At 51.4% G+C, this 23,996-nt stretch carries 23 protein-coding genes; 13 read left to right on the top strand and 10 right to left on the bottom strand.

Going from position 1 to position 23,996, the window contains the following annotated elements; all coding sequences use genetic code 11:
• Positions 1–64: 64 nt before the first annotated feature.
• Genes HCR03_RS01925 through HCR03_RS01910 form a run of 4 tightly spaced genes read right to left on the bottom strand, consistent with a single transcriptional unit; the run spans position 65 to position 4,629 of the window.
• Positions 65–706 carry a redox-sensing transcriptional repressor Rex gene (locus tag HCR03_RS01925; protein ID WP_066650593.1) on the bottom strand — a complete coding sequence of 214 codons (642 nt, stop codon included), beginning with the start codon at positions 704–706 and terminating at the stop codon, positions 65–67.
• Positions 707–743: 37 nt separating this feature from the next.
• Positions 744–1,952 (bottom strand): NADP-dependent isocitrate dehydrogenase, encoded by a 1,209-nt coding sequence (locus HCR03_RS01920; RefSeq protein ID WP_187036434.1) that lies wholly within the window; start codon positions 1,950–1,952, stop codon positions 744–746.
• Between the two features lie 17 nt (positions 1,953–1,969).
• A complete protein-coding gene (locus HCR03_RS01915; RefSeq protein ID WP_228725062.1) occupies positions 1,970–2,683 on the bottom strand; it encodes a TraX family protein in 714 nt (237 codons plus the stop codon).
• 5 nt (positions 2,684–2,688) lie between these two features.
• On the bottom strand, positions 2,689–4,629 hold the full coding sequence (locus tag HCR03_RS01910; RefSeq protein WP_187036432.1) for an aconitate hydratase: 1,941 nt from the start codon (positions 4,627–4,629) through the stop codon (positions 2,689–2,691).
• A gap of 260 nt (positions 4,630–4,889) precedes the next feature.
• Between HCR03_RS01910 and HCR03_RS01905 the strand changes: the two genes are divergently transcribed.
• The 5 genes from HCR03_RS01905 to HCR03_RS01885 are packed head-to-tail and all read left to right on the top strand — an operon-like array spanning position 4,890 to position 10,287.
• A complete protein-coding gene (locus HCR03_RS01905) occupies positions 4,890–5,687 on the top strand; it encodes a ClpP family protease (protein WP_187036430.1) in 798 nt (265 codons plus the stop codon).
• Positions 5,684–6,637 carry an undecaprenyl-diphosphate phosphatase gene (locus HCR03_RS01900; RefSeq protein WP_187036428.1) on the top strand — a complete coding sequence of 318 codons (954 nt, stop codon included), beginning with the start codon at positions 5,684–5,686 and terminating at the stop codon, positions 6,635–6,637. The genes HCR03_RS01905 and HCR03_RS01900 overlap by 4 nt, the downstream gene beginning before the upstream one ends.
• Before the next feature lie 12 nt (positions 6,638–6,649).
• A complete protein-coding gene (locus HCR03_RS01895; RefSeq protein ID WP_228725061.1) occupies positions 6,650–9,127 on the top strand; it encodes an FtsK/SpoIIIE family DNA translocase in 2,478 nt (825 codons plus the stop codon).
• 1 nt (position 9,128) lies between these two features.
• Entirely contained in the window at positions 9,129–10,055 is a 927-nt protein-coding gene (locus HCR03_RS01890) for a ComEC/Rec2 family competence protein (RefSeq protein WP_187036426.1), read from the top strand.
• Between the two features lie 34 nt (positions 10,056–10,089).
• A complete protein-coding gene (locus HCR03_RS01885; RefSeq protein ID WP_066648396.1) occupies positions 10,090–10,287 on the top strand; it encodes a DUF3006 domain-containing protein in 198 nt (65 codons plus the stop codon).
• 62 nt (positions 10,288–10,349) lie between these two features.
• On the opposite strand, the gene HCR03_RS01880 is transcribed toward HCR03_RS01885, so the two are convergent.
• Complete coding sequence (locus HCR03_RS01880; protein WP_066648393.1) at positions 10,350–11,516, bottom strand: FtsW/RodA/SpoVE family cell cycle protein; 1,167 nt, start codon at positions 11,514–11,516, stop codon at positions 10,350–10,352.
• A 151-nt stretch (positions 11,517–11,667) separates the two neighbouring features.
• Between HCR03_RS01880 and HCR03_RS01875 the strand changes: the two genes are divergently transcribed.
• The 8 genes from HCR03_RS01875 to HCR03_RS01840 all read left to right on the top strand — a co-directional run bounded on the left by HCR03_RS01875 (position 11,668) and on the right by HCR03_RS01840 (position 19,449).
• Positions 11,668–13,335 (top strand): formate--tetrahydrofolate ligase, encoded by a 1,668-nt coding sequence (locus tag HCR03_RS01875; protein ID WP_187036424.1) that lies wholly within the window; start codon positions 11,668–11,670, stop codon positions 13,333–13,335.
• A 29-nt stretch (positions 13,336–13,364) separates the two neighbouring features.
• A complete protein-coding gene (gene tsaE / locus HCR03_RS01870; protein WP_066648385.1) occupies positions 13,365–13,805 on the top strand; it encodes a tRNA (adenosine(37)-N6)-threonylcarbamoyltransferase complex ATPase subunit type 1 TsaE in 441 nt (146 codons plus the stop codon).
• Positions 13,786–14,496 carry a tRNA (adenosine(37)-N6)-threonylcarbamoyltransferase complex dimerization subunit type 1 TsaB gene (gene tsaB / locus HCR03_RS01865; protein WP_187036422.1) on the top strand — a complete coding sequence of 237 codons (711 nt, stop codon included), beginning with the start codon at positions 13,786–13,788 and terminating at the stop codon, positions 14,494–14,496. Before tsaE ends, tsaB begins: the two co-directional genes overlap by 20 nt.
• Positions 14,493–14,936: a ribose 5-phosphate isomerase B gene (rpiB, locus tag HCR03_RS01860; RefSeq protein ID WP_066648380.1), complete on the top strand. Its 444-nt coding sequence runs from the start codon at positions 14,493–14,495 to the stop codon at positions 14,934–14,936. The genes tsaB and rpiB overlap by 4 nt, the downstream gene beginning before the upstream one ends.
• A 21-nt stretch (positions 14,937–14,957) precedes the next feature.
• A complete protein-coding gene (gene upp / locus HCR03_RS01855) occupies positions 14,958–15,590 on the top strand; it encodes a uracil phosphoribosyltransferase (protein ID WP_066648377.1) in 633 nt (210 codons plus the stop codon).
• 148 nt (positions 15,591–15,738) lie between these two features.
• Positions 15,739–16,146 (top strand): RrF2 family transcriptional regulator, encoded by a 408-nt coding sequence (locus tag HCR03_RS01850; RefSeq protein ID WP_187036420.1) that lies wholly within the window; start codon positions 15,739–15,741, stop codon positions 16,144–16,146.
• 152 nt (positions 16,147–16,298) lie between these two features.
• Complete coding sequence (locus HCR03_RS01845; RefSeq protein WP_187036418.1) at positions 16,299–18,206, top strand: acyl-CoA dehydrogenase family protein; 1,908 nt, start codon at positions 16,299–16,301, stop codon at positions 18,204–18,206.
• A 31-nt stretch (positions 18,207–18,237) separates the two neighbouring features.
• Complete coding sequence (locus HCR03_RS01840) at positions 18,238–19,449, top strand: FprA family A-type flavoprotein (RefSeq protein WP_187036416.1); 1,212 nt, start codon at positions 18,238–18,240, stop codon at positions 19,447–19,449.
• Between the two features lie 62 nt (positions 19,450–19,511).
• Here the strand turns inward: HCR03_RS01840 and HCR03_RS01835 are convergent, their stop codons facing one another.
• From HCR03_RS01835 to HCR03_RS01820, 5 genes are all read right to left on the bottom strand, one after another.
• Positions 19,512–20,603, bottom strand: coding sequence for an aldo/keto reductase (locus tag HCR03_RS01835; protein WP_228725060.1), 1,092 nt, complete (start codon positions 20,601–20,603; stop codon positions 19,512–19,514).
• A complete protein-coding gene (locus HCR03_RS19990) occupies positions 20,572–20,700 on the bottom strand; it encodes a hypothetical protein (protein WP_267459206.1) in 129 nt (42 codons plus the stop codon). Before HCR03_RS19990 ends, HCR03_RS01835 begins: the two co-directional genes overlap by 32 nt.
• A gap of 120 nt (positions 20,701–20,820) precedes the next feature.
• Complete coding sequence (locus HCR03_RS01830) at positions 20,821–22,452, bottom strand: CTP synthase (protein ID WP_066643883.1); 1,632 nt, start codon at positions 22,450–22,452, stop codon at positions 20,821–20,823.
• 109 nt (positions 22,453–22,561) lie between these two features.
• Positions 22,562–23,110, bottom strand: a complete 549-nt coding sequence (locus tag HCR03_RS01825) for a hypothetical protein (RefSeq protein WP_187036414.1) — start codon at positions 23,108–23,110, stop codon at positions 22,562–22,564.
• Positions 23,111–23,121: 11 nt separating this feature from the next.
• Positions 23,122–23,925, bottom strand: a complete 804-nt coding sequence (locus HCR03_RS01820) for a peptidylprolyl isomerase (protein ID WP_066643881.1) — start codon at positions 23,923–23,925, stop codon at positions 23,122–23,124.
• Between the last annotated feature and the right edge of the window lie 71 nt (positions 23,926–23,996).

Here is a 23,996-nt window from a genome sequence, read left to right as displayed (position 1 = left end):
TTCTGTTTCACCTGCTTCTTATGATCTGATAAAGCTCAAAAAATATGCGGCTGCTTTCTGCCGTTTATTTGGCAGACTGATCGGAAATACGGTAGCATAAAGTCATAAGGCTGTCATTCAGATGAACATTTTCAACAATGGCGTCGGGGTACCGCATGGAAAGATCATAATGGCTGAAATTCCAGAAATTGCGAATTCCAAGATTATAGAGCTGTTCGGCAAGTTCGCCGGCCGCAGTTCTGGGCACACAGAAAATCGCCATGACCGGCTTTTCCTTTTTGCAGAATTCTTCCAGCCCCGCAACATCCCTCACTTTCAGGTTTGCAAGCTCCATCCCAATTCGCTCCGGTGAATTGTCGAATATCCCAATCAGTCGGAACCCCTCCGACTCAAACGACATATGGGTGCCGATTGCTCGGCCAAGGTTCCCGGCGCCGAACAGAATGGTGGGATATTTACCGGAAAGACCGAGTATATTGCCGATTTCGTCACAGAGCTGACTAACGATATATCCATAGCCCTGCTGGCCGAAGCCGCCAAAGCAATTCAGATCCTGACGAATCTGAGAAGCGGTAAGGCCCAGCTTAGTTGAAAGCTCCGTCGAAGAAATCCTCGTGACGCCTTTCTCTTTTAAATGAATCAAAAAGCGGTAATAACGCGGCAGACGCCTGATTACCGACATAGAAACCTTTTCACGTCTTGACATGACGCATTCCTCCAATTCAAGTGAAACATGAAACTGATTAAAGCTGATCCATAGTTCTGCGAACGGCATCCAAAAAAGTTTCCGTATCCACTGTTTTTTTCTTTTGCAAAGTTGATATTCCCGATAGATCACCCGTCATTGTTCCGCTTTCCACCGTCCGAATCGATGCAAGCTCCAGTTTTTCGGCAAAATCGGAAAGTTCCGAAATTCCGTCAAGCTCGCCGCGCTTTTTCAGTGCGCCCGTCCAGGCGAACAAAGTAGCAAGCGGATTGGTAGAAGTTTTTTCTCCCTTTAAGTGCCGGTAATAATGCCGCTGAACCGTACCATGGGCGGCTTCATATTCATAGACTCCCTTTGGCGAAACCAGTACGCTGGTCATCATGGCCAGACTTCCGAACGCCGTTGCAACCAGGTCGCTCATGACATCGCCGTCATAGTTTTTGCAGGCCCAGATGAACCCGCCCTCTGAGCGGATCACGCGCGCAACAGCATCGTCGATCAGCGTATAAAAATAAGTGATTCCAGCCTTTTTGAATTTTTCCTCATAATCTTTTTGAAAAATCTCCTGAAAAATATCTTTAAACCTGTGATCGTATGTTTTGGAAATCGTGTCTTTTGTGGAAAACCAAATATCTTTTTTTTCACCAAGAGCGAACCGAAAACAGGAGTGAGCAAAATTGGAAATACTCTCATCAAGATTGTGGATTCCCTGAACAATGCCGGACGACTGAAACTCATGGATCGTCATTCGTTCTTCGTTTCCGGCGGCATCCGTAATTACCAGTTCCGCTTTTGAGCCCGCGGCGGCAGCCATTTCCACATTTCTGTATACGTCGCCGTAAGCATGGCGGGCCACCGTAATCGGCTTTTTCCAAGCCGGAACCAGCGGCGTGATTCCCTTGACCAGAATCGGAGTGCGAAAAACCGTGCCGTCCAGAATCGCACGGATCGTCCCATTCGGAGATTTCCACATTTGGTTCAATTCATACTCTTTCACCCGGTCCGCGTTCGGGGTAATGGTGGCGCATTTTACACCGACGCCGAATTTTTCGATCGCCTGCGCCGCTTCAACGGTCACACGATCCTCCGTCTCGTCGCGGTGTTTTAGTCCAAGGTCATAATACTCCGTTTTCAGGTCAATATAGGGCTCCAGCAAAATATCTTTGATCTGCTTCCAGATCACTCTGGTCATTTCGTCCCCGTCCATTTCGACAAGAGGGGTCCGCATCCTTATTTTTTCTGCCATAGCAACATCCTCCGATCCTAAATAAAAAGCTTAGTCAATCCAAGCACCAGTAAATGCGCGGGATAAAAAATATAAAACGTCCATTTGGAGTAACGTCCGCCGCCGCGTTCTCCGCTGTAACGCGAAAGAATCGGCAGGCACAGGAAAACACCCGCCTGAAACAGCTCGCTGTAAAGCGGACGCCCCATCGTAACTGAGGAAAATGTACTGAGCAAGACCATTGTAATTGACATGATGGAAAACGATTGAATCTGAAGGCGGAAATTCCCCCGATTTTGCCAGAAGGCAAGGGTAAAAAGAATATCAAAGAACATCCAGTCCCCCGGGAGCGAGAGAACACAAAGAGCAATAACCGCCAGTGTTCGGAGAAATGGATTCTCTATTTTATCGCTGGCACGAATTGCCAGAAGGCTCAGAAACAGGGTGTAGATTACGCTGAAAGGGAAAAAACTCAGTGGCTTCCCCGTTTCGAACAGAACGAAAGGAATATGGGAAATCAGCGCGAACAGGCCGAGCCTGAAAGCATATTTCTGAAAATTGTGCGTATGTGCATATCCTTCCGCCAGAAAAAAGCACATGGTCGGCGCCGTGATTCTGCCGATGATATGCATCAACTGTCCGGCTGCGGAATAGGTCGGTACAAAGCCCCACGCGACGTGGTCAATCAGCATTGCGGCAATCGCAATCCATTTGATTGTATTTGCCGAAAGTTTTTTCACCGACGTGTCCAACTCTCTTACGCCCTTCCGTTTTGTTCCCTTGTGTCGTTCAGCAAACCACCCGCCAGAACAATTCTGCGCTGGCGCTCGCTCAACACAGGCTTCGCCTGAAAGAAAGTCCCTTTCGTCCTGTTGCAGATTGTGATTGTCCGCCCGTCTTGAACCGCGCCGCGGACATCGTTCAGTTCCAGTTCATCCATCTGGTCGATCGTATCATAATCCTTTTCCTTTTCAAAAACCAAGGGAAGAATTCCGGCGTTTACAAGGTTTGCACAGTGAATCCTTGCAAAGCTCTTAACGATTACGGCCTTGACGCCGAGGTACAGCGGAACCAGAGCAGCGTGTTCCCTGGACGACCCCTGCCCGTAGTTCGAGCCTCCGACAATGATGCCGCTTCCGTTTTCCCTGCAGCGCTGCGCAAAGGACTTGTCGCATACGGCAAAGCAAAACTGCGAAAGATAAGGAATATTCGACCGGTACGGAAGAATTTTAGAGCCGGCAGGCATGATATGGTCGGTCGTTATGTTGTCCCCAACCTTTAAAAGGGTTTTGGCTTTGATGGTTTCCGAAAGGGGACCGGCAACCGGAAGTTCTTTGATGTTCGGCCCGCGGAGGATCGGAATATCCTTCGCTTCCTCCTCGGAAGCAGGCGGGATAATCATATTGTCGTTGATCTCAAAACAGTCCGGAAAGTTGATTGCGGGCTCCTCTCCCAGGGTTCTGGGGTCTGTCAGCACACCGGAAAGCGCGGAGGCTGCCGCGGTTTCCGGTCCGACAAGGTAGATCTGGGCGTCGGCTGTGCCGGAACGCCCGAGGAAATTTCGGTTGAACGTCCGCAGTGAAATTCCGGCCGATTTCGGGGATTGCCCCATTCCGATGCATGGACCGCAGGCACATTCCAGAATTCTTGCCCCCGCGCCGATCAAGTCGGCAAGCGCGCCGTTTTCGGCGAGCATGCCGTACACCTGCCGCGAACCCGGTGCAATCGACAGACTGACATTGGGATTGATCGTTTTGCCTTTCAGAATAGACGCCACACGCATCATGTCGCGCAGGGAAGAATTCGTGCAGGAGCCGATGCAGACCTGATCGACCGTAATCGGTCCGATTTCCCGAACCGGTTTGACGGAGTCCGGACTGTGCGGGCAAGCCGCCAAAGGTTCAATGGACGAAAGATCGATTTCAATGGTTTCGTCATAGACGGCGTCCGCGTCCGGGTGCAGCTCCGTCCAATCCTGTTCCCTCCCCTGTGCCTTCAAGAAGTCCAATGTGGCTTCATCCGAAGGGAAGACAGAAGTCGTAGCGCCAAGCTCCGCGCCCATATTCGTAATGGTGGCCCGTTCCGGGACCGTCAGCGTTTTTACTCCATTCCCGGCATATTCCAGAATTTTGCCCACTCCGCCTTTGACCGACAGGCGGCGGAGTACCTCCAGAATCACGTCTTTCGCGCTGACCCAGGGGGAAAGCGAGCCGGAAAGGACAACCCGCAGAATTTTCGGCATCGTAATGTAGTATGGGCCCCCGCCCATCGCGACGGCAACATCCAGCCCGCCCGCCCCGATGGCCAGCATGCCGATGCCTCCGCCCGTAGGAGTGTGGCTGTCGGAACCGATCAGGGTTTTCCCCGGGATGCCGAAGCGTTCCAGATGAACCTGGTGGCAAATGCCGTTGCCCGGCCTTGAATAATAAATTCCGTGTTTTTTTGCGGCCGACTGAATGAAACGGTGATCGTCCGCGTTTTCAAATCCGGTTTGCAGCGTATTGTGATCGACATACGCAACCGAGCGTTCCGTGCGAACCCTTGGAACACCCATTGCCTCAAATTCGATATATGCCATCGTACCCGTGGCATCCTGCGTTAACGTCTGGTCTATTTTGAGGCCGATTTCGCTGCCAACCGCCATAGTGCCGCTGACAAGATGACTTTTTATAATTTTCTGTGCCAGTGTCAGACCCATATCGGAATCCTCTCCTCATCTTGAATAATCCATACGGTAAAAGTTGCAAATTTGAATAGACAAAACTATTATGAATTAAAATTCAATTATTGTCAATCAATTAACATTTCGAACGGAATTATTTTTCTGTTTGATTTTTAATTTGTTGATGAATATGGGAACAAATGTTATAATAACAATGAATTAGCGGGCGGGCTGACCTCCCGCGTGTATGTTATGCCCTTCCAAAGGCAAACTAAGCCTTATGGGAGGTGCCTATTATGAGTGAAGAAGAAAACAAGGATGAACGAACAAGTCGGTCAATGGACCACATTGTGGATTCGGGTTCCATCATTACCGGCGATGGAAAACACCTGATTCAATGCATGACCATCATCGGCCAGATTGAAGGCCACACCGTTCTGCCTTCTCAAAACAAGACAACGAAATACGAACATGTGATTCCTCAGCTGGTTGCGATTGACGAAGACCGGGAAATCGACGGCCTGCTGATTATGCTCAACACCGTCGGCGGCGACGTGGAAGCCGGACTGGCTCTTGCGGAGCTGATTGCGGGCATGAAGAAGCCGACTGTATCGATCGTTCTGGGCGGCGGGCATTCCATTGGGGTTCCGCTTGCCGTCGCGGCCAAGCATTCGTTTATCGTCCCCAGCGCGACGATGACGCTGCACCCTGTGCGGATGAACGGCTTGACGCTCGGCGTTCCTCAAACTCTGGACTATTTTGAAAGAATGCAGAAAAGAATCACAAAATTCGTGACCGGGCATTCCAAAATTTCCGCCGATCGCCTGACGGAGCTTTCCATGAACACACAGGAACTTGTTCTTGACATCGGCTCGGTTCTGGAAGGGATGGACGCGGTTCGAGAGGGCCTGATCGATTCTCTCGGCAGCCTTTCCGACGCGGTCGATTGCCTTTACGAAATGATTGACGAAAGAAAGAAAAAAAAAAAGAAAAAAGGAAATCATCAGAACCGCAAAAAGCACTCAGAGGGAAACAGTCCAAATAAATACGGGACGGCCCCGTGCCGCCCTTACATAACGGAGGAACTTGCATGACGGTTCTTCAGGCGATTCTTGAGGGAATCATTCAGGGTGCGACGGAATTCCTGCCCGTTTCCAGCAGCGGCCATCTGTCGCTGAGCCAGCATTTTCTGGGAATACAGCAGCCGAGTCTCTTCTTTGACGTAATGCTTCATCTGGGTACTCTGGCTGCGGTGCTTGCCGTTTATTACAAACTGGTTTGGCGGCTTTTGCTTGAGTTTTTTTCTATGATTCGCGATCTTGCCACGAAAAACTTTACTGCGAAACGAATGAGTCCGGACCGGCGGATGCTTCTGATGCTTTTCCTCAGCCTTGTTCCTTTGTTTCTGCTTTTTCTGCCTGTTCCCGGTTCCGGCCGAAGGCTGAAAGATTTCGCGGATCAATGGGCCACCGACGGAGACATTCTGGTGGAGGGCTTTTCTTTGATTGCGACAGGGCTTCTGCTGTCGGCCGGTATTTTTTTCTCGCGGCAGGACGCAAAAATACATAATAAGGGAAAGAGACCCGGTTCAAGGCCTTACTCCGGAAGAAAGGAATATAACGCGGGCGACGCGCTGTCAGTCGGGCTCATGCAGTGTGCGGCCGCCCTGTTTCCGGGCTTATCCCGCTCCGGCTCCACGCTTTCCACCGGATTGATTCGCGGAATCAGCCGGAAAACAGCGCTGGATTACTCCTTCGTTCTTGGAATTCCCTCCATTCTGGCCGCGGCCGCTCTGGAAACGAAGGAGGCCCTTTCCGCACCCCCATCCGTACCGGCCTGGGTGATTCTGTCAGGAATTGTATCCGCCGCGCTGGTCGGATTTCTTGCGATTCTGCTCCTGCGATGGATGGTGAATTCCGGTCATCTTGCGGTTTTCGCGATTTACACGCTTGTGCTGGGTGTCATTGTCGCAGTGGCTGGATTTTTGGAGCACCGCACGGGAATCAACATTGTAAGCGGGGCCATACTGAACTTTAACGGATAGAAGGTGTGCCGTTTGGCAAATCAAAAAAACAGAAAAAAACGCGCCGCAAAGCCGGCGGTTAAAAAAACGGCTTCCGCAAAAAACGGCGCTTCCGCAGCCATGCGAAGCGCACAGGCAAACAAACAAAAAAGCCAGATCTATGCCGTTGTTCTGTTTGCCTGCTCCATTTTGATGTTTTTTCTCGTTCTGATCAGCGGTGACCACATATGGCACTGGTTTCACAACGTGCTTCTCGGCCTGTTTGGCAGCTGGGCGATCCTGTGGCCTATCCTGCTCTTGTACATATCCATCATAACCGCTCTGGAACGGCAGGGAACCCATACCGGCGGAAAATTGGTTCTGATGATCGTAATCATTGCCCTCTTCTGTGCTTCGGCTTATATTTTTTCCGTCAGCAAAAGCGTAACCCTCCATTCGTTCTGGACAAGCCTTGTAACTCTCTACACGGAAGGAACGGAACACGCGGGTTCCGGTTTTTTCAGCGGTCTTCTTGGAATCCCGATTGTCGCCGCCCTCGGGCCGCTAGGATCTAAAATTGTTATTTTACTGCTGCTCTTCGTCGCCATTATGGTCTTGACCGGGACAAGCCTGATTCAATTATTCCGCACCGTCGCCAAACCGGCCGGAATAGTAAAAAACGGCTTTGATACGGCGCGCGAAAAGAGGATTGAACGCAATCGCGAAAATCTGAGCATCGACATCGCGCTCGACGACGACGGGCTTCCGCTTCACCCGGTCCGCTCACAAAATAAAAAGCCCCTCAAGAAAAATGAAAAGCTGGAACAGCTGGAAAAGGTTTTCTCAATCGGAGTTCCCTCCGTGCAGCCGGAACAAGAGCAAAAGCCGCAAGAACCGTGTAAATCCGCCTCCGATGGAGAACAGGCGGAACCGCCGGTCAAACCGGATTCCTCTCCTGAACTGGAAAAAAGCACTCCGGAAAAATCCTCCGTCAAGGCAGCTCCTCCCGCAGCCGATCCTCCGCAGGACGGGGAATATCACACTCCGCCCATTTCGATGCTGGAGACAACGCGCGAATTGAGCGAACAGGAAGCAATCAGTGAAATTCAAACCAACGGTCGGCAGTTAGTCGACACGCTGAATAGCTTCGGGGTTCAGACCTCCTTTGTTGGGTACAGCCGCGGCCCGGCGGTCACACGCTATGAGCTGCAGCCCGCAAGCGGGGTAAAAATCAGCAAGATCACCAATCTATCCGACGACCTCTCCATGAACCTTGCCACCGCGGGGCTTCGAATCGAAGCGCCGATTCCGGGCAAAGCTGCGGTCGGAATTGAAGTTCCGAACAAGAAAAACACGGTTGTCCGGATGCGCGAGCTGATTGAAAGCAACAGTTTCACCGTTGCAAGAAGTCATTTGACCGTCGCTCTGGGGCGGGACATCGCGGGCGGAGTCGCTGTCTCGGATCTTGCTAAAATGCCCCATCTGCTGATTGCCGGCGCCACCGGCTCCGGTAAATCGGTTTGTATCAACTCCATGATTATCAGCCTGCTGTATAAATCCTCTCCGGAAGACGTTCGATTTTTGATGATCGATCCAAAGGTCGTGGAGCTTGGGATTTACAACGGAATTCCCCACCTGCTGGTCCCCGTCGTGACCGATCCGAGGAAAGCCGCGGGCGCGCTGGGCTGGGCTGTCAACGAAATGCTGAAGCGGTACAAGATCTTTGCCGCGCGGAACGTGCGGGATCTGTCCGCCTATAACTCGCTGGCCGCACAGAGCAACTATCAGGACGACGAAGGTCAGCCGATGGAGCATATGCCTCAAATTGTCATCATTATCGACGAGCTTGCAGACCTGATGATGGCAGCTCCGAACGAGGTTGAGGATTCGATCTGCCGTCTTGCTCAAATGGCCCGCGCGGCGGGGATGCATCTGGTCATTGCCACGCAGCGTCCGTCGGTCGACGTCATCACGGGAATTATTAAGGCAAATATACCAAGCCGTATCGCTTTCGCCGTATCTTCCCAGGTGGACTCCAGAACGATCCTGGACATGGGCGGTGCCGAAAAGCTTCTGGGGCGGGGCGATATGCTGTTTTCCCCCGTCGGTTCTCAGAAACCGATCCGCATTCAGGGATGCTTTGTCAGCGACAGTGAGATCGAATCCATCGTCGGATTCGTCAAAAAGTCCCAGGAAGCGGACTATAACGAAAACATTGCCGAGGAAATTGAGCGAAACGCCGCCGCAGAAAAAGGCGATTCCTCTTCCTCCGGCTCGGAGGAAAGCGGTGACCCAATGATGCCTGACGCCATCAAATGCATCGTCGAAGCCGGTCAGGCCTCCACTTCTCTGCTCCAGCGCCGTCTGAGGCTCGGTTACGCACGGGCGGGAAGACTGATCGACGAAATGGAACAGATGGGCGTTGTCGGCCCCAGGGACGGCTCCAAGCCGCGTCAGGTGCTGATCACGCACCAGCAATATCTTGAAATGAACATGCAGAAATCCGACTCGGAGCCGGAAACGGGAACCTGAGATGAAAATTTCTTCCTTTTTTGTCAGCCGTAAACGCTGCGCCGCCTTGGCTTGTCTCCTTCTGGGGGTTCTTGCCGCGTCGGCGGTTCCGTTCGGCGCCTCTTCCCTGTGGCCCGGAGTCCTCTCTTTTTTCGGCCTCAGCGATTTTTCCTCCTGCGCCGACGGCTGGCCCGCTTCCGTCCATGTCCTGGACGTTGGAAAGGCGGACAGCATTTTGATTGAATGCGGAGGAAAAAGCATGCTGGTGGACGGCGGCACGCCGGAACGGGGAGAAGATGTTGTCCGGTATTTAAAACAAAGAGGAACCTCAAGTCTGGAATATGTTGTCAATACGCATCCGGATGAAGATCACATCGGCGGATTAAAATATATTCTGAAGAGTTTTCCCGTCAAGCATTTTTTTGATTCCAAAGTCAAACCGGATTTAATTCCACAGGATTCAGCCTACCGTGACACAATGGATGCGCTGAAGCGGAAAGGGATGGCTCAAGAAAATCTGAACGCCGGAGACAAGTTTTCTTTGGGCGAAATGGACATCCGTGTGTTAGGGCCTGTTACCCCCGGCGAGAGTACCAACAACTCCTCCGTAGTCCTGTTGCTACGTTATCAGAACATACGGTTCCTGCTTACGGGGGACATGGAAAAGGAAGAGGAAGAAAGCCTTTTAAACGCGGGAGAAGCTCTGTCCGCAAACGTTTTAAAAGTGGGTCATCACGGCAGCAGCACATCCACCACTCCCGAATTTTTGCAGGCGGTTCATCCGTCCTATGCTGCAATATCGGTTGGGTATGACCGCAACAAGCTGCCAAAGAACGATGTTCTGGAACGGCTGTACCGATCCGGAATAAAAACTTACCGAACGGATGTCAACGGAACCATCCTCTTTCTTACGGATGGTAAAACAATTTCCGTAAAGACTGAGAAATAAAAAGAATCTATCACAATCAGGGAGAGTGGCTTTTATGAAATCAATCACAATCAGCCGCATGGAAGGGATCTATGCAATCTGTGAGGACGAAAACCAGAAGTATTATGCGATTGAAATCTCAGAGCTGCCGCAAGGCGCCTCTGCGGGTGACGTTTTGATCGTCGACGATACGGAGGGAACGCTGACCATTGATCGGGAAGCCACCCTCGCAAAGAAAAAAAAGAAGAAATAAAAAAGAGAGCTGCTTTTCGGATTTATATTCCGGAAAGCAGCTCATTTCATTGTCATGCAGGGTCAAATTCTTCGTTTTAAGACGACCTTATCCGTGTTGACGCGATGCATATAAACATTTAAAACCAACCCAAAACCAAAGTAAAGGCAAATGGCCGAAGATCCGCCATAGCTGAAAAACGGAAGCGTCACACCCATGACCGGCAAAAGGTCGAGGCACATCCCCAGATTAAAAACGGCCTGCGCCGCGATCATGCCGAAAAAGCCCATGCAAATGCAGCTGCCGAGCAGATCCGTTGATTTGCGGGCAACACGAAGCGTATGCAAGAGGTAAAGCAGAAGCAGAAGCATGATTGCCGTGCAGCCGATAAAGCCAAGCTGTTCGCCGGCTACTGAAAAAACAAAGTCGCTCTGCTGAACCGGCACGATCGAACGATTGACCCGGGGACTTTGAAACAAGCCGCGTCCCCACAGTCCGCCGCTCCCGATGGAAAGCCGCCCCTGAATTTGCTGATATGCATATTGCAAAGCCGCATTTGGATCGGAATCAAGCCGATAAGTAACCAGAAGGCGCTCCTTCTGATAATCCTTGAGAACATACTTCCACGCAAGCGGAAAAGCCACACCGACGGATACCATCAACGCAGCGAAATACCTCAGCTGAATTCCCGCTCCGAACGACATGGCAAGGAACATGCAGAAAAAAATCACAGCCGTACCGTCGTCCCCCTGAAAATGCACCAGGACGACGGGAACCATCGCGTGTAAAGCAAGTAAAACAATATGGACAGGAGACTTTAAAAGGCTCCGCTCTTCCAGCGCTGAAAGATGTTTTGAAAATGTCAGGATAAATCCTATTTTCACCAGCTCGCTCGGCTGAAACGTCAGGCCGCCGGGCAAATAAATCCACGCCTTGGCATTAACGCCTCCGCTGTTGACGACGGCAGAACCAAAAAGCTGCGTATAGATAATCAGGAACAAACAAAATCCCGCAACAACATACCAGAAATTTGTTATTTCCCTGTAATCGATGAATGAAAAAAGGAATGCTCCGACAAATCCGCCGATCACCGCCACAAGCATCGTGGTAAAATAGCCCATTGTTCTCCCTTCCGGACTGGGAACGGTTTTCATCAACAAAAGGCTGTAAGAAGAAATCAGAATCATGAGAAGCCAGTAAAGCTTGTCCGTTCGTTTTATATAATTCGCAATCGATTTTAATGCGCGCATCGTTTCACCTCATAAAATGCCCGGGTCCTACGTTATTATATGACACCGCACACAAACTTGCAAGACGTTCGGAATATTAAGCGCGCAGTATTTCCTATCCGCTCGAATTGTGTTATAATTTTAATTAATATACGTTGTTAGGAGAATGCCAATGCTCACGGACATCGAAATCGCACAACGGGTAAAGCCGAAGCGGATCGGACAGATCGCTGCGGAACTTGAGATCCAGGATGAAGAACTGGAACCTTACGGAAGATTCAAGGCCAAGCTGAACGATTCACTTTACCGCAGGATTTCAGACAGAAAAGACGGAAAACTGATTCTGGTCACCGCGATAAACCCCACGCCTGCCGGAGAGGGAAAAACCACCACGGCGATCGGCCTTGGCGACGCTCTGGCAAAAATCGGCAAAAAAGTTGTGATCGCGCTGCGGGAACCTTCGCTAGGACCTGTTTTCGGGATCAAGGGTGGCGCTACGGGAGGCGGCTATTCCCAGGTAATCCCGATGGAGGAAATCAACCTGCATTTTACCGGCGATTTTCACGCGATCACCTCCGCCAACAATCTTCTCTGCGCCATGCTGGACAATCACATTCAACAGGGAAACTCCCTGCAAATAGACCCGCGAAGGATTCTGCTTCAGCGCTGCGTGGATATGAACGACCGCCAACTTCGCCAGATTGTCTGCGGACTTGGCGGCAAAGCGAACGGTGTTCCCCGTGAAGACGGCTTCTGCATTACTGTCGCCACGGAAGTTATGGCGATTTTTTGCCTTGCCAAAAACCTGAGCGATCTGAAGAAAAGACTTGGCAATATTTTGGTTGCTTATACAAAAAACGGCGAACCTGTCTATGCGCGCAACCTGAAAGCCGAGGGTGCTATGGCGGTCCTTTTAAAGGATGCGATCAACCCGAATCTGGTCCAGACGCTGGAAGGAACCCCGGCACTGGTTCACGGCGGCCCGTTTGCGAATATCGCGCATGGCTGCAACACGGTTCGCGCTACGCGTTACGCATTGAAACTGGGCGACTACTGCGTGACGGAAGCGGGCTTCGGTTCCGATTTAGGCGCTGAAAAATTCATGGACATCAACTGTCGTCTTTCCGGTCTGAAACCGGACGCGGCCGTTCTTGTCGCGACTGCGCGCGCCCTGAAATACAACGGCGGCGTGCCAAAAACGGAAACCGCGAAAGAAAACATCGCCGCGCTGAAAGCCGGGATGGAAAATCTGGGCGCGCATATCGCAGGCCTAAAAAAATACGGCGTTCCGGTTGTCGTCGCAATTAACCGGTTTGAAAGCGATTCTGAGGACGAGCTTGCTCTGATTGAACGGTACTGTCATGAAAACGGCGCGGACTTTGCCCTTTCAGAAGTTTTTGCGAAAGGCGGCGAAGGCGGCGTGGAACTTGCCAAAAAGGTCTGCGGCGCCGCGGAACGCGAATCCGATGTTCATCTTCTTTATGAGAACGACGCTCCCATTACAGACAAAATTGAAACTGTCGCGAAAGAGATTTACGGCGCGGACGGGGTAACCTATACGCAGCAGGCACTTCGCTCTCTGGGGGAAATTGAATCTCTCGGGGGGAATCAACTGCCCGTCTGCATTGCAAAGACGCAGTATTCCCTCTCGGACGATCCAAAGCTTCTGGGCAGGCCCTCCGGCTTTACCATTACCATCCGGGACGCCAAGCTGAGCAGCGGAGCCGGATTCGTCGTGGCATACGCGGGGAATATTCTGACGATGCCCGGACTGCCCTCTCACCCTGCGGCGGAACGGATCGATGTGGATGAAAACGGAAAAATATCCGGCTTGTTTTAAGAATGCCGGCATTCACGGAAGGTGATTCGATGCGGGAATACAAGACCTCGTCTCCTGAGGAGACCGAACGCCTCGGCGAACAAATCGCTTCCGGCTTAAAGGGCGGAGAAGTTCTCGCCCTGTTCGGCGGAATGGGAATGGGCAAAACCGCCCTGACCCGCGGGATTGCGCGCGGTCTGGGAATTCCGGAAGGCGTTTCCAGCCCGACATTCGCTCTGGTTCACGAATACAAAGGCCGTGTGACCTTATACCATTTTGATATGTACCGCGTCACAAGCTGGGACGATCTGGCTTCCACCGGATTTTTCGATGACCTGGATTCCGGAGCGGTTCTGGTTGTGGAATGGAGCGAAAACATTGAAAATGCGCTTCCTCCGGAAGCCGTCCGGATTCATCTTCACCGCGGGGAAACGGACGGCGAACGGGTGATTGCCATTGAGGAGAGAACCGATGAAAATACTGGCGATTGATTCCTCTGCGATAACCGCCTCCGCCGCTGTCACGGATGACGGAAAAATACTCGGGGAATATTTTCTGAATACAGGATTGACGCACAGCGAAACCCTGATGCCGATGATTGAAAGCGTTCTGCAATGCGCCAAAATCAATCCTTCCGAACTTGACCTGTTCGCGGTTTCGTCCGGTCCGGGTTCCTTTACCGGCATCCGGATCGGCATCGCAAGCATCAAAGGGCTTGCAATGCCCTTTGGAACATCCTGCGCGGGCGTTTCCACATTGGAAGCGATTGCGCAGAATCTGAGCCACTTGGACTGCGTTGTCTGCGCCGTCATGGACGCCCGGTGCGGTCAGGTTTACAACGCCCTTTTCAGGGCAGAAAAAGGTTCGCTGAAAAGGCTGACGCAGGACCGGGCTATCGCCGCGAAAGAACTGGCGGCGGAATGTGAAAAACTGAGCGAACCAATTTATCTTGCCGGCGACGGAGCCAAACTTTGCGCGAAATCCGAGTCTTTTCAGAGACTCGGCGCTATACTGCCGCCGGAACCGCTGATTTATCAGCGGGCCTGGGGAGTTGCAAAGGCTGCCGAAGCCGCGGTGCGGGAAAACCGCACGGTCTCCCCTGCCGAATTGATGCCGTTCTATCTTCGCCCGGCTCAGGCCGAGCGTTCCTTAAAAAAACAGCTTGGAGGAAAAGAAATATGATTGCATTGGGAGCCGACCACGGCGGATACGCGCTGAAAGAAGCCATTAAGCACTATCTTGACGCCGAAAAGACAGCGTATAAGGATTTCGGAACATTCGACGAAAATTCGGTTGATTACGCTCCGATCGCGGCCCAGGTCGCCCATTTTGTCGCGGACGGCGGCGCCGAACTCGGTATTCTTTGCTGCGGAACCGGGATCGGCATGAGCATGGCGGCCAATAAGGTAAAAGGAATTCGCGCGGCAGTCTGCGCGAACGCTTACTGCGCCGAAATTACAAGGCACCATAACAATGCCAATATTCTGTGTCTGGGCGGCAGAGTCATCAGTGAGGAGCAGGCGGTAGAATTCGCAAAGCTGTTCTTAAACGCCCCGTTCGACGGCGGCCGCCATCAGCGGCGCGTTGATGAAATCACCAAAATTGAACAGGGCGAGCTTTAAAATTGATTGGAGGATGTAAAAATGGAAAAACAGGTATTTATTATGGACCATCCGCTGATTCAGCATAAACTGACCTATCTCAGAGACAAAACAACGGGCTCCAAGGACTTTCGTCAGCTCGTGAGTGAAATTGCCATGCTTCTGTGCTATGAAGCTACTCGAGACCTTCCCTTGGAGGAAACGACGGTGGAAACTCCGGTTGCCTTGGCCAAGACGAAGATTATTTCAGGCAGAAAGCTGGCATTTGTCCCCATTCTCCGCGCCGGCCTCGGCATGGTGGACGGCGTGCTGCAAATGGTACCCGCGGCAAAGGTCGGCCATATCGGACTGTACCGCGACCCCAAAACGTTGAAGCCCGTCGAATATTACAGTAAACTCCCCTGCGACATCGAGCAGCGCGACGTGATCGTTTTAGACCCAATGCTTGCAACCGGAGGCTCCTCCGTCGATGCGATCACCATTATTAAGCGAAGCAATCCGAAGAGCATCAAATTCATGTGCATCATTGCTGCGCCGGAGGGTATTAAAGCAGTGACCGAGGCGCATCCGGACATTCAGCTTTACTGCGCCGCGGTTGACGATCATCTGAATGAACACGGTTATATCGTTCCGGGCCTTGGAGACGCGGGAGACCGGATCTTCGGGACCCTGTAACCGTTACATTTCCTATTTTCTTAGAGGATGGCAAGGCAGCCATCTTCTTTTTTTTACAAAATTATAGGAATAATTATCATATAAAACTTGACAACATCTATCCAGAATGATATAGTATGAATGTTACCGAATAATGGGAGGAAGTTAAGTGCTGATTACACGGGAAACGGACTATGCCCTGCGGATTCTGCGGGCCCTGTCGGGCGGAGAGCATGTTACGACCGCGGATATTTGCAAAAAGGAATTGCTACCGCAGCAGTTTGTTTATAAAATACTCAAAAAGATGGAACGCGCCGGGCTTGTTCTCATCACCCGCGGAAAAGACGGCGGCTGCCGGTTAATCAAGGACCTTCAAACGGTAAGCCTTTTCGATTTAATGGAAATTATGGAAACCGATAAGTCGATCAGCGCCTGCACTCAGCCGGGTTACCCCTGCGCATGGCGGCAAAAATACGGCAAGCCCTGCATGGTGCATCAACATCTTCAACAGATTCAGCGAAAGCTGGACGACGAGTTGAAGGCTTTCCGGCTGTCAAAAATCCTGTCGGAAGACTGATCTTCTCCCCTTTTTTGCGCACGTGCAAAGGGAATTCAGTGCCGCATTAATCTGGACTAATTGCATCTAGTTTAAAACATGGAACTTCCGGGAACAAAGCTTGAAAACCTGTAAGAAATTTGCTGAAAATCATCATATAAGGAGGAATTCCAATGTTATTGAAAACCACGGAAGAGCAGGAAGCGTTTCGAGCAAAAGTCCGTGAATTTGCGGAAACGGAAATCAAACCTCTGGCGTTCACTCTGGACCAGGAAAACCGATTCCCCGATGAAGTGGTCCGAAAGATGGGCAAAATGGGGTGGCTGGGAGTCCCCTATCCCAAAAAATACGGCGGTATGGGACTTGACATGATCAGCTACGCAATCGCCGTGGAGGAGCTTTCCCGTGTGGACGGGGGCGTCGGTGTCGTCTTATCCGCTCATGTTTCCCTTGGCTCGTGGCCCATTTTCGCTTACGGTACAGAAGAGCAGAAGCAAAAATATCTGGCTCCTCTGGCAAGAGGTGAAAAGCTCGGCGCGTTTGGCCTGACCGAAGTAAACGCCGGCAGCGACGCGGGCGGCACGGAAACGACCGCAGTTCTTGACGGAGATCACTACATACTCAACGGCGAGAAAATTTTTATCACAAACGCCGGAAAAGCCGACACTTACATTGTGTTCGCCGTGACGACTCCGGATATCGGCACACACGGAATCAGCGCCTTTATTGTGGAAAAAGGATGGGCCGGATTTGAGTTTGGCGACCACTATGACAAAATGGGCATCCGTTCCTCCGCAACGGCGGAGCTGATGTTCAACGACGTCAAGGTTCCAAAAGAAAACCTGCTGGGAAAAGAGGGCGACGGCTTTAAAATTGCCATGTCAACTCTGGACGGCGGCCGCATCGGCATTGCCGCGCAGGCTCTCGGCATCGCGCAGGGCGCCTTTGAAAGTGCGCTGGTATATTCCAAAGAACGCGAGCAGTTCGGAAAACTGATCTGTCAGCAGCAAAACATCGCGTTCAAGCTTGCCGATATGGCGACAAAGCTGCGCGCTTCCCGTTTCCTTGTATACAGTGCGGCAGAGCTTAAGCAAAACCACGAGCCATATGGGATGGAAGCCGCTATGGCCAAACAATACGCCTCCGACTGCGGGCTGGAGATTGTAAACGACGCCCTCCAGATTTACGGCGGCAGCGGTTATATTAAGGGAATGGACGTGGAGCGTTTCTACCGCGATGCGAAAATCTGCACGATTTACGAAGGAACCAATGAAATCCAGAAAGTTGTGATTGCGTCTCATATCATCGGCCGCATGGCAAGAGAGGTTCCCGCAGCCAAAGCGCATCACGGCGGGCCGATTACCGGCGCGCGCAAAAAAATGATCTTCCGTGACGGAACTCTTCAGGATCAGGTCGGAGAACTGGTGAACGCACTGAAGAAGGACGGTTACGACTTTAGCGTAGGAATCGATCTTGACACACCGATTACCAAATCCGAGCGCGTCGTCAGTGCCGGGAAAGGAATCGGCGACGGCAAAAACATGGAACTGGTCCGCGCGCTTGCGGCTCAGGCCGGAGCATCGGTCGGCTCATCCCGCCCGGTTGCGGAAACACTGCACTATGTGCCCTTAAACCGTTACGTCGGCATGTCCGGTCAGAAGTTTAACGGAAATCTGTACATCGCCTGCGGAATTTCCGGAGCCGGTCAACATTTGAAGGGCATTAAAAACGCCGCGACCATCGTCGCCATTAACAATAACCCCAATGCTCCGATTTTTAAGAATTGCGATTACGGCATTGTGGGCGACGTTACGGAGGTCCTTCCGCTTCTGACCCAAGCGCTCGACAACGGCCGGCCGAAGCAGCCCGCGCCGCCGATGAAGAAGATGAAACGAGTTACCGTGAAGAAAGTAAAGCAGCAATGGAGGCATTACGTCTGCATCGGCTGCGGCTATGAGTACGATCCCGCTTTGGGCGACGAGGAAAGCGATGTTCGCCCGGGTACCACGTTTGAAGAGCTTCCGGAGGAATGGATCTGCCCGGATTGCGGCGAAGAAAAAGCGAATTTCATCGAAGCGTAATGGTCCAAAAAAAACAAGGGAGGATTTTACTATGTATAATGTCAGGGAGATTACGGACGATCTGTACTGGGTCGGCGCAAACGACCACAGACTGGCTCTTTTTGAAAATATTTTTCCGATTCCGGACGGCGTCTCTTATAATTCCTACCTTTTGCTTGACAAGCAGACGGTTTTGTTTGACACAGTAGACTGGTCGGCCTGCCGTCAGCTTCTGCAAAACATAGAGCATGTGCTTAACGGTAGGTCGCTCGACTATCTTGTCATCAATCATATGGAGCCGGACCACGGCGCTTCGATTGAAGAGGTTCTGCTGCGTTACCCGAAAGCTAAGATTATCACAACCGAAAAAGCCGTTATGCTCATGCACCAGTTCGGGTTCCAGGTGGACGGCAGGACGGAAGAGGTTAAGGAAGGCGACACACGGTGCTTTGGAAAACACACGGTCGCTTTCGTCGCCGCGCCGATGGTTCACTGGCCGGAAGCCATGGTAACATTTGATACGACAAACGGCGCACTCTTCTCGGCTGACGCTTTCGGTTCCTTTCGGGCATTGGACGGTAAAATGTTTAACGACGAAGTAAATTTCGACCGCGACTGGATCGATGAGGCCCGCCGCTATTTTACCAATATTGTCGGAAAATACGGTCCCTTTGTCCAGGCGCTGCTAAAGAAGGCCGGTACCATCGATATCAAAATCATTTGCCCGCTTCACGGCCCTGTGTGGCGTTCCAATCTTGGCTATTTTCTTGACAAATACGACAAATGGAGCCGTTATGAACCGGAGGAACAGGGCGTCATGATTGTTTATTCCTCCATGTACGGCAATACGGAAAGCGCCGTCGGTGCGCTCGCCACAAAAATAGTTGAAAAAGGCATGCCGAACGTGGTGATGTATGATGTATCAAAAACAGACGTTTCCTATCTGATTTCAGAAGCGTTCCGCCTGAGCCATATCGTTTTGGCTTCCGTCACTTACAATTTGGGAATTTACCCGCCGATGAAAAATTTCCTGATGGACATGAAAGCCCTGAACGTGCAAAAACGCACCGTCGCCCTTGTGGAAAACGGCTCTTGGGCCTGTAAATCCGGAACGTTGATGAGAGAATTTTTAGAGAACGAAATGAAAGACATGGAGGTCCTGGACGACCAGCTGACGATCAATTCCTCCATGAATGAAAACAATTTTGAGGACCTTGACGCCCTTGCGGAAGGTATTGTACAATCGATAAAACCGTCCCTTTAAGACCGTGCCTTGAACGAATAAAAGCCGTCCCCTCAAGCGGGACGGCTTTTTAATATTAAAAATTATATCTTGGATCTGAGCTCGGAAATCAGCTTGGTGATTTCCGCCATGCGCTCCGGAATTCGAATGGATTGCGGGCAGTGCTGCATACATTCGCCGCAGGCGACGCAGTTTTCAGCCCGTTTTTCTTCCGGAAGCATCTCGTATGCCTTCACAAATGCTTTCGCTTCCCGATTACCGACCGCCTGTGAGCCAAGCGCGATCGGTATTCTCATGGAGGTCACACATTCGTTGTAAACGGAGAAAACCCCCGGGATATCGACACCGTGCGGGCAATCCATACAGTACCGGCACCCGGTGCATGGAATTGTCCCGTTTTTCAGGTATTCATCCAATGACCGCTCCAGCGCATTGCGTTCCTCCCCGCTCAGCGGCTCAAAGCGATTCATGGTGTCAACATTGTCACGAACCTGGTCCATGCTGCTCATGCCGCTCAAAACCGTCAGAACGCCCGGCAGGGAGGCCGCAAAACGAATCGCCCAAGAAGCGACGCTTTTGTCCGGCCGTGCCTCCTGCAAAATGCGAACCGATTCCTCACAGAGCGTGCAGAGGTTTCCTCCCCGGACCGGTTCCATCACGATACAGGGAATTCCCCGCTCTTCCAGAATACGGTATTTTGTCTTCGCGTCCTGAATATCCCAATCCAGATAGTTCAGCTGTATCTGAACGAAATCCCAATCTCCGCGGTCAAGAATGCGCGGCAGATCTTCCGTTGTTCCGTGAAAAGAAAACCCGAGGCGGCGGATAGCGCCGTCCTGCATCTGCCGGCGCAGGAATTCAATCGTATCAATTTTTTCGTATTGACTGATATAATTGTCCGGGTTCATCAGGGAATGACAGAGATAAAAATCGAAATAATCGACCTGGCACTTTTTGAGCTGTTCCTGAAAGATGCGTTCCCCATCGCCCGACCGCTTCAAAAGCCATCCCGGCATTTTATCCGCAAGAAAAAAACTTTCCCGCGGATACTTTTTTAAAGCGCGGCCGATAAAGGTTTCCGACATTCCCTCGTGGTAAGGGTAAGCCGTATCAAAGTAGTTGACGCCGCTGCGGTACGCCTCATCAATCATCGCTTCGGCGGGGTTGGTTATCAATGTCCTCTTTCCCATCATACCGCTTTGGAAGTCTCATGGTTCCGAAGCCCAAAAGGGATACCGCTGCGCCGGTTCTGGGGTCAGTTCGTTTTTCCATTTTTTCCTCCCTTTTTCTCTCAGTGTTTTATTCCTTGTATAAAATCGCACGATTCATCCTATCCGTCATTCACCCGGAATACGGAAAACCGCCCCCTAAAGGCAGGGGCGGCGAGAAGCGCTATTCTGAAATGGTCATCTGCTCATTGTTCTCCTGATGGTACTTTTTAGCCGCGCCGATCAGGCCCTGGAATAAAGGATGCGGGCGATTCGGGCGGGACCTGAATTCCGGATGGAACTGGGAGCCCATGAACCACGGATGCTCCGGAACCTCCATCATTTCAACAATATGGTCGTCCGGCGACCTGCCGCAGAATACAACACCGGCCGCTTCAAACTGCTCCCTGTAATCGTTATTGACTTCAAAGCGGTGGCGGTGGCGTTCATAAATCAGCGGTGCTTCCCCATACAGTTGATACGCCTTCGAACCCTGCTTCAGCTTGCACGGGTATTTGCCCAGACGCATGGTTCCGCCAAGCTGAACGACATCCTTCTGCTCCGGCATCAAGTCGATGACGTGATTGGTGCTCTGCGGATCAAACTCCGCGGAATTCGCATCCGTCAGGCCGAGCACGTAGCGGGCGTACTCCACCAACGCGAGCTGCATGCCAAGGCAAATGCCCAAAAACGGAACGCCGTTGACCCGGGCATAATGTATCGCGGAGATTTTCCCTTCGATCCCCCTTTGGCCGAATCCGCCCGGAACCAAAACGCCGTCCACATCGGAGAGAATCTCCGACACATTTTCCGCATTGATGGTTTCGGAATCAACCCATTTGATGTTTACCTTCACTTTATTGCCGAATCCGCCGTGTGTCAGCGCTTCCGCAACGCTGAGATAAGCGTCGTGAAGCTCAATATATTTGCCCACAAGCGCGATGGTGACGCTCTCTGTCGAAGACATGGCCGTGTTGACCATGGAAATCCACTCCGTCAGGTCCGGGCCCGGCGTATCCAGGGCAAAGTGTTTGCACACAATATCGTCGAGCCGCTCCTCACGCAGCGCAAGAGGAATGGAATACAGAAGCGGAAGATCAAGATTTTCAATCACACAGTTTTCCGCAACATTGCAAAACAGGGCGATTTTCTTTTTAATGTCTTCGCCGATTTCCTTTTCCGAGCGAAGCACGATAATATCGGGCTGAATCCCGATGGAAAGGAGCTCTTTGACGCTGTGCTGGGTCGGTTTGGATTTATGCTCATGGGAGCAGGCAAGATACGGAACAAGTGTCACATGTATAAACAGACAGTTGGAGCGGCCGACTTCGGTGGCAAACTGGCGGATCGCCTCCAAAAAAGGCTGGCTTTCAATGTCCCCCACCGTTCCCCCGACTTCGATGATTGCAACGTCCACATTTTCCTTGCCTGCGTAAATGCGGGATTTGATTTCATTCGTAATATGAGGAATCACCTGTACGGTGCCACCTCCGTAGTCGCCGTTGCGCTCCTTTTGAATCACGCTCCAATAGACCCGTCCGGACGTCACATTGCTGTTCTGCGTCAGATTTTCGTCGATAAAACGCTCGTAATGGCCCAAATCAAGGTCGGTTTCCGCTCCGTCGTCGGTGACAAAAACTTCACCGTGCTGAAACGGATTCATCGTACCTGGGTCAACATTTAGATAAGGATCAAATTTCTGCATTGTGATCCTGAGTCCTCTGGATTTCAGAAGACGCCCCAAAGACGCCGCCGTGATTCCTTTCCCAAGTCCTGAAACCACACCGCCTGTTACAAATACATACTTTGCTGCCATATTGCCCTCCATCATCTATCTATATTATTTCACTATATTAGCCGCATTTATCAATAAAAAAATGATATCGCCCATATTTTATCATTCAACGGGCGATAAGCTTATAAAATTAATGTACAACGGTAAAAAGGCTTCCGATCAGCGGCAAAGGCTCATTCTTTCCCTGCGCCGCGCGAACCACACCGATGATAATGTATGAAACCACAAGACACCATGCCGTAAACGACAGCAGCCCGCTGACAGCGGTACCCGTCCAGGACAAAATTCCGATTCCTGAAAAGGCGAGGCCGAATCCCGACTGGATGATCGCTTTTATGATCGACAGGGAAAAAGTCAGCGCAAATTCAAAAATGCTGAGGATGATCCCTTGATTGACATGAAACATGACGTTTTTGTTCTCCCGGTCGGCAAGTAATCCCACAAGCCAGAGAATTCCGATGTAGGCCAGAATGGAAAACGCCTTTTCGTCATTGGAAGGCGACGGCCCGGTCACAGGATTTCTGCGCTGCCAATTCTGCGGGGCCCCGGAATAAGGATCCCGATAGGCATTCCCCCAATCAGCGCCGGTAAAAGGCCTGCCATAACCGGACGGCGGCGCGGGGCGCTGTCCCTGTCCGGAATATGGGCAATTCTGTTCGTTTTTATCCTTTTCATCCATGTCGGAACCTCCTACCCCTCATATTTAACGATTTCCGCTTTTTGAATGGTAACGGCTTCCGTAGGCTTGCCCTCGCTGTCCGTGGAAACCGCGGCAATTTTATCGACCGTATCCATACCGTCAAAGACCTGCCCAAACACTGTATGACCCTTTTTTACGATATTATAATATCCATCCAGATAAGGATTGCCGCCGTATTTCTCGTATGCGGCTTTATACTCCTGCGTCACTTTACTCATATCGATCCAATTCGATTTGTATTTCAAAATGAACGCTTCCGGATTCTGCTGATAAAGTTCATAGGCCTTCTGATAATTGTCCCATCCGGAAAACAATGACGCGGGCGCCTGATCAATAAAAAACTGGCTGCCATTTGTGTCTTCGCCAGAGTTTGCCATCGCCAGCGCCCCGCGAAGATTCAACAGGTTCCCGTTAAATTCATCCGCAAATTCCTTGCCCCAAAGACTCTCTCCTCCGGTGCCATCCCCCTTCGGATCTCCGGTCTGTATCATAAAGTCCTTTATGACACGGTGAAACGTAAGATTGTTGTAATACCCCTTCTGAATCAGTCCTTTGAAATTCTCGACCGCCTTTGGCGCGGCGTCCGGAAACAGCCTGATTTTGACTGTTCCCTTGCTGGTTGTAAGAACTGCGATTTCTTCTCCCTTTTGCGGGAGTTCCATCTGATACCCGATTTTTTTCCCATCGTCGGGCCGGATTCTTCCGTCGGAACCCGCGGAAGCCCCGGAGCATGCGGTCAAAAAAAGCAGGACGGCGCTCAGGCCAAAACATAAAATTCCGTTCTTATTTCTCATTATTATGAAATCCTTCCGAAAATCACTATCTTGTCTATTTTATAATAGAACCGGCGCAGAATCAAGCGCAG

The organism is Caproicibacter fermentans, assembly GCF_014303955.1.
Lineage (GTDB): Bacteria > Bacillota > Clostridia > Oscillospirales > Acutalibacteraceae > Caproicibacter > Caproicibacter fermentans.
This window is presented reverse-complemented; position numbering and strand designations above follow the sequence as displayed.

Coding starts and splice junctions, on each gene's coding strand:
- tsaE (WP_066648385.1), top strand. CDS start 13,365: ATGCGGGAATACAAGACCTCGTCTCCTGAGGAGACCGAACGCCTCGGC.
- HCR03_RS01925 (WP_066650593.1), bottom strand. CDS start 706: ATGTCAAGACGTGAAAAGGTTTCTATGTCGGTAATCAGGCGTCTGCCG.
- HCR03_RS01900 (WP_187036428.1), top strand. CDS start 5,684: ATGACGGTTCTTCAGGCGATTCTTGAGGGAATCATTCAGGGTGCGACG.
- HCR03_RS01885 (WP_066648396.1), top strand. CDS start 10,090: ATGAAATCAATCACAATCAGCCGCATGGAAGGGATCTATGCAATCTGT.
- HCR03_RS01880 (WP_066648393.1), bottom strand. CDS start 11,516: ATGCGCGCATTAAAATCGATTGCGAATTATATAAAACGAACGGACAAG.
- HCR03_RS01820 (WP_066643881.1), bottom strand. CDS start 23,925: ATGAGAAATAAGAACGGAATTTTATGTTTTGGCCTGAGCGCCGTCCTG.
- rpiB (WP_066648380.1), top strand. CDS start 14,493: ATGATTGCATTGGGAGCCGACCACGGCGGATACGCGCTGAAAGAAGCC.
- HCR03_RS01825 (WP_187036414.1), bottom strand. CDS start 23,110: ATGGATGAAAAGGATAAAAACGAACAGAATTGCCCATATTCCGGACAG.
- HCR03_RS01910 (WP_187036432.1), bottom strand. CDS start 4,629: ATGGGTCTGACACTGGCACAGAAAATTATAAAAAGTCATCTTGTCAGC.
- tsaB (WP_187036422.1), top strand. CDS start 13,786: ATGAAAATACTGGCGATTGATTCCTCTGCGATAACCGCCTCCGCCGCT.
- upp (WP_066648377.1), top strand. CDS start 14,958: ATGGAAAAACAGGTATTTATTATGGACCATCCGCTGATTCAGCATAAA.
- HCR03_RS01830 (WP_066643883.1), bottom strand. CDS start 22,452: ATGGCAGCAAAGTATGTATTTGTAACAGGCGGTGTGGTTTCAGGACTT.
- HCR03_RS01920 (WP_187036434.1), bottom strand. CDS start 1,952: ATGGCAGAAAAAATAAGGATGCGGACCCCTCTTGTCGAAATGGACGGG.
- HCR03_RS01890 (WP_187036426.1), top strand. CDS start 9,129: ATGAAAATTTCTTCCTTTTTTGTCAGCCGTAAACGCTGCGCCGCCTTG.
- HCR03_RS19990 (WP_267459206.1), bottom strand. CDS start 20,700: ATGGAAAAACGAACTGACCCCAGAACCGGCGCAGCGGTATCCCTTTTG.
- HCR03_RS01845 (WP_187036418.1), top strand. CDS start 16,299: ATGTTATTGAAAACCACGGAAGAGCAGGAAGCGTTTCGAGCAAAAGTC.
- HCR03_RS01840 (WP_187036416.1), top strand. CDS start 18,238: ATGTATAATGTCAGGGAGATTACGGACGATCTGTACTGGGTCGGCGCA.
- HCR03_RS01905 (WP_187036430.1), top strand. CDS start 4,890: ATGAGTGAAGAAGAAAACAAGGATGAACGAACAAGTCGGTCAATGGAC.
- HCR03_RS01875 (WP_187036424.1), top strand. CDS start 11,668: ATGCTCACGGACATCGAAATCGCACAACGGGTAAAGCCGAAGCGGATC.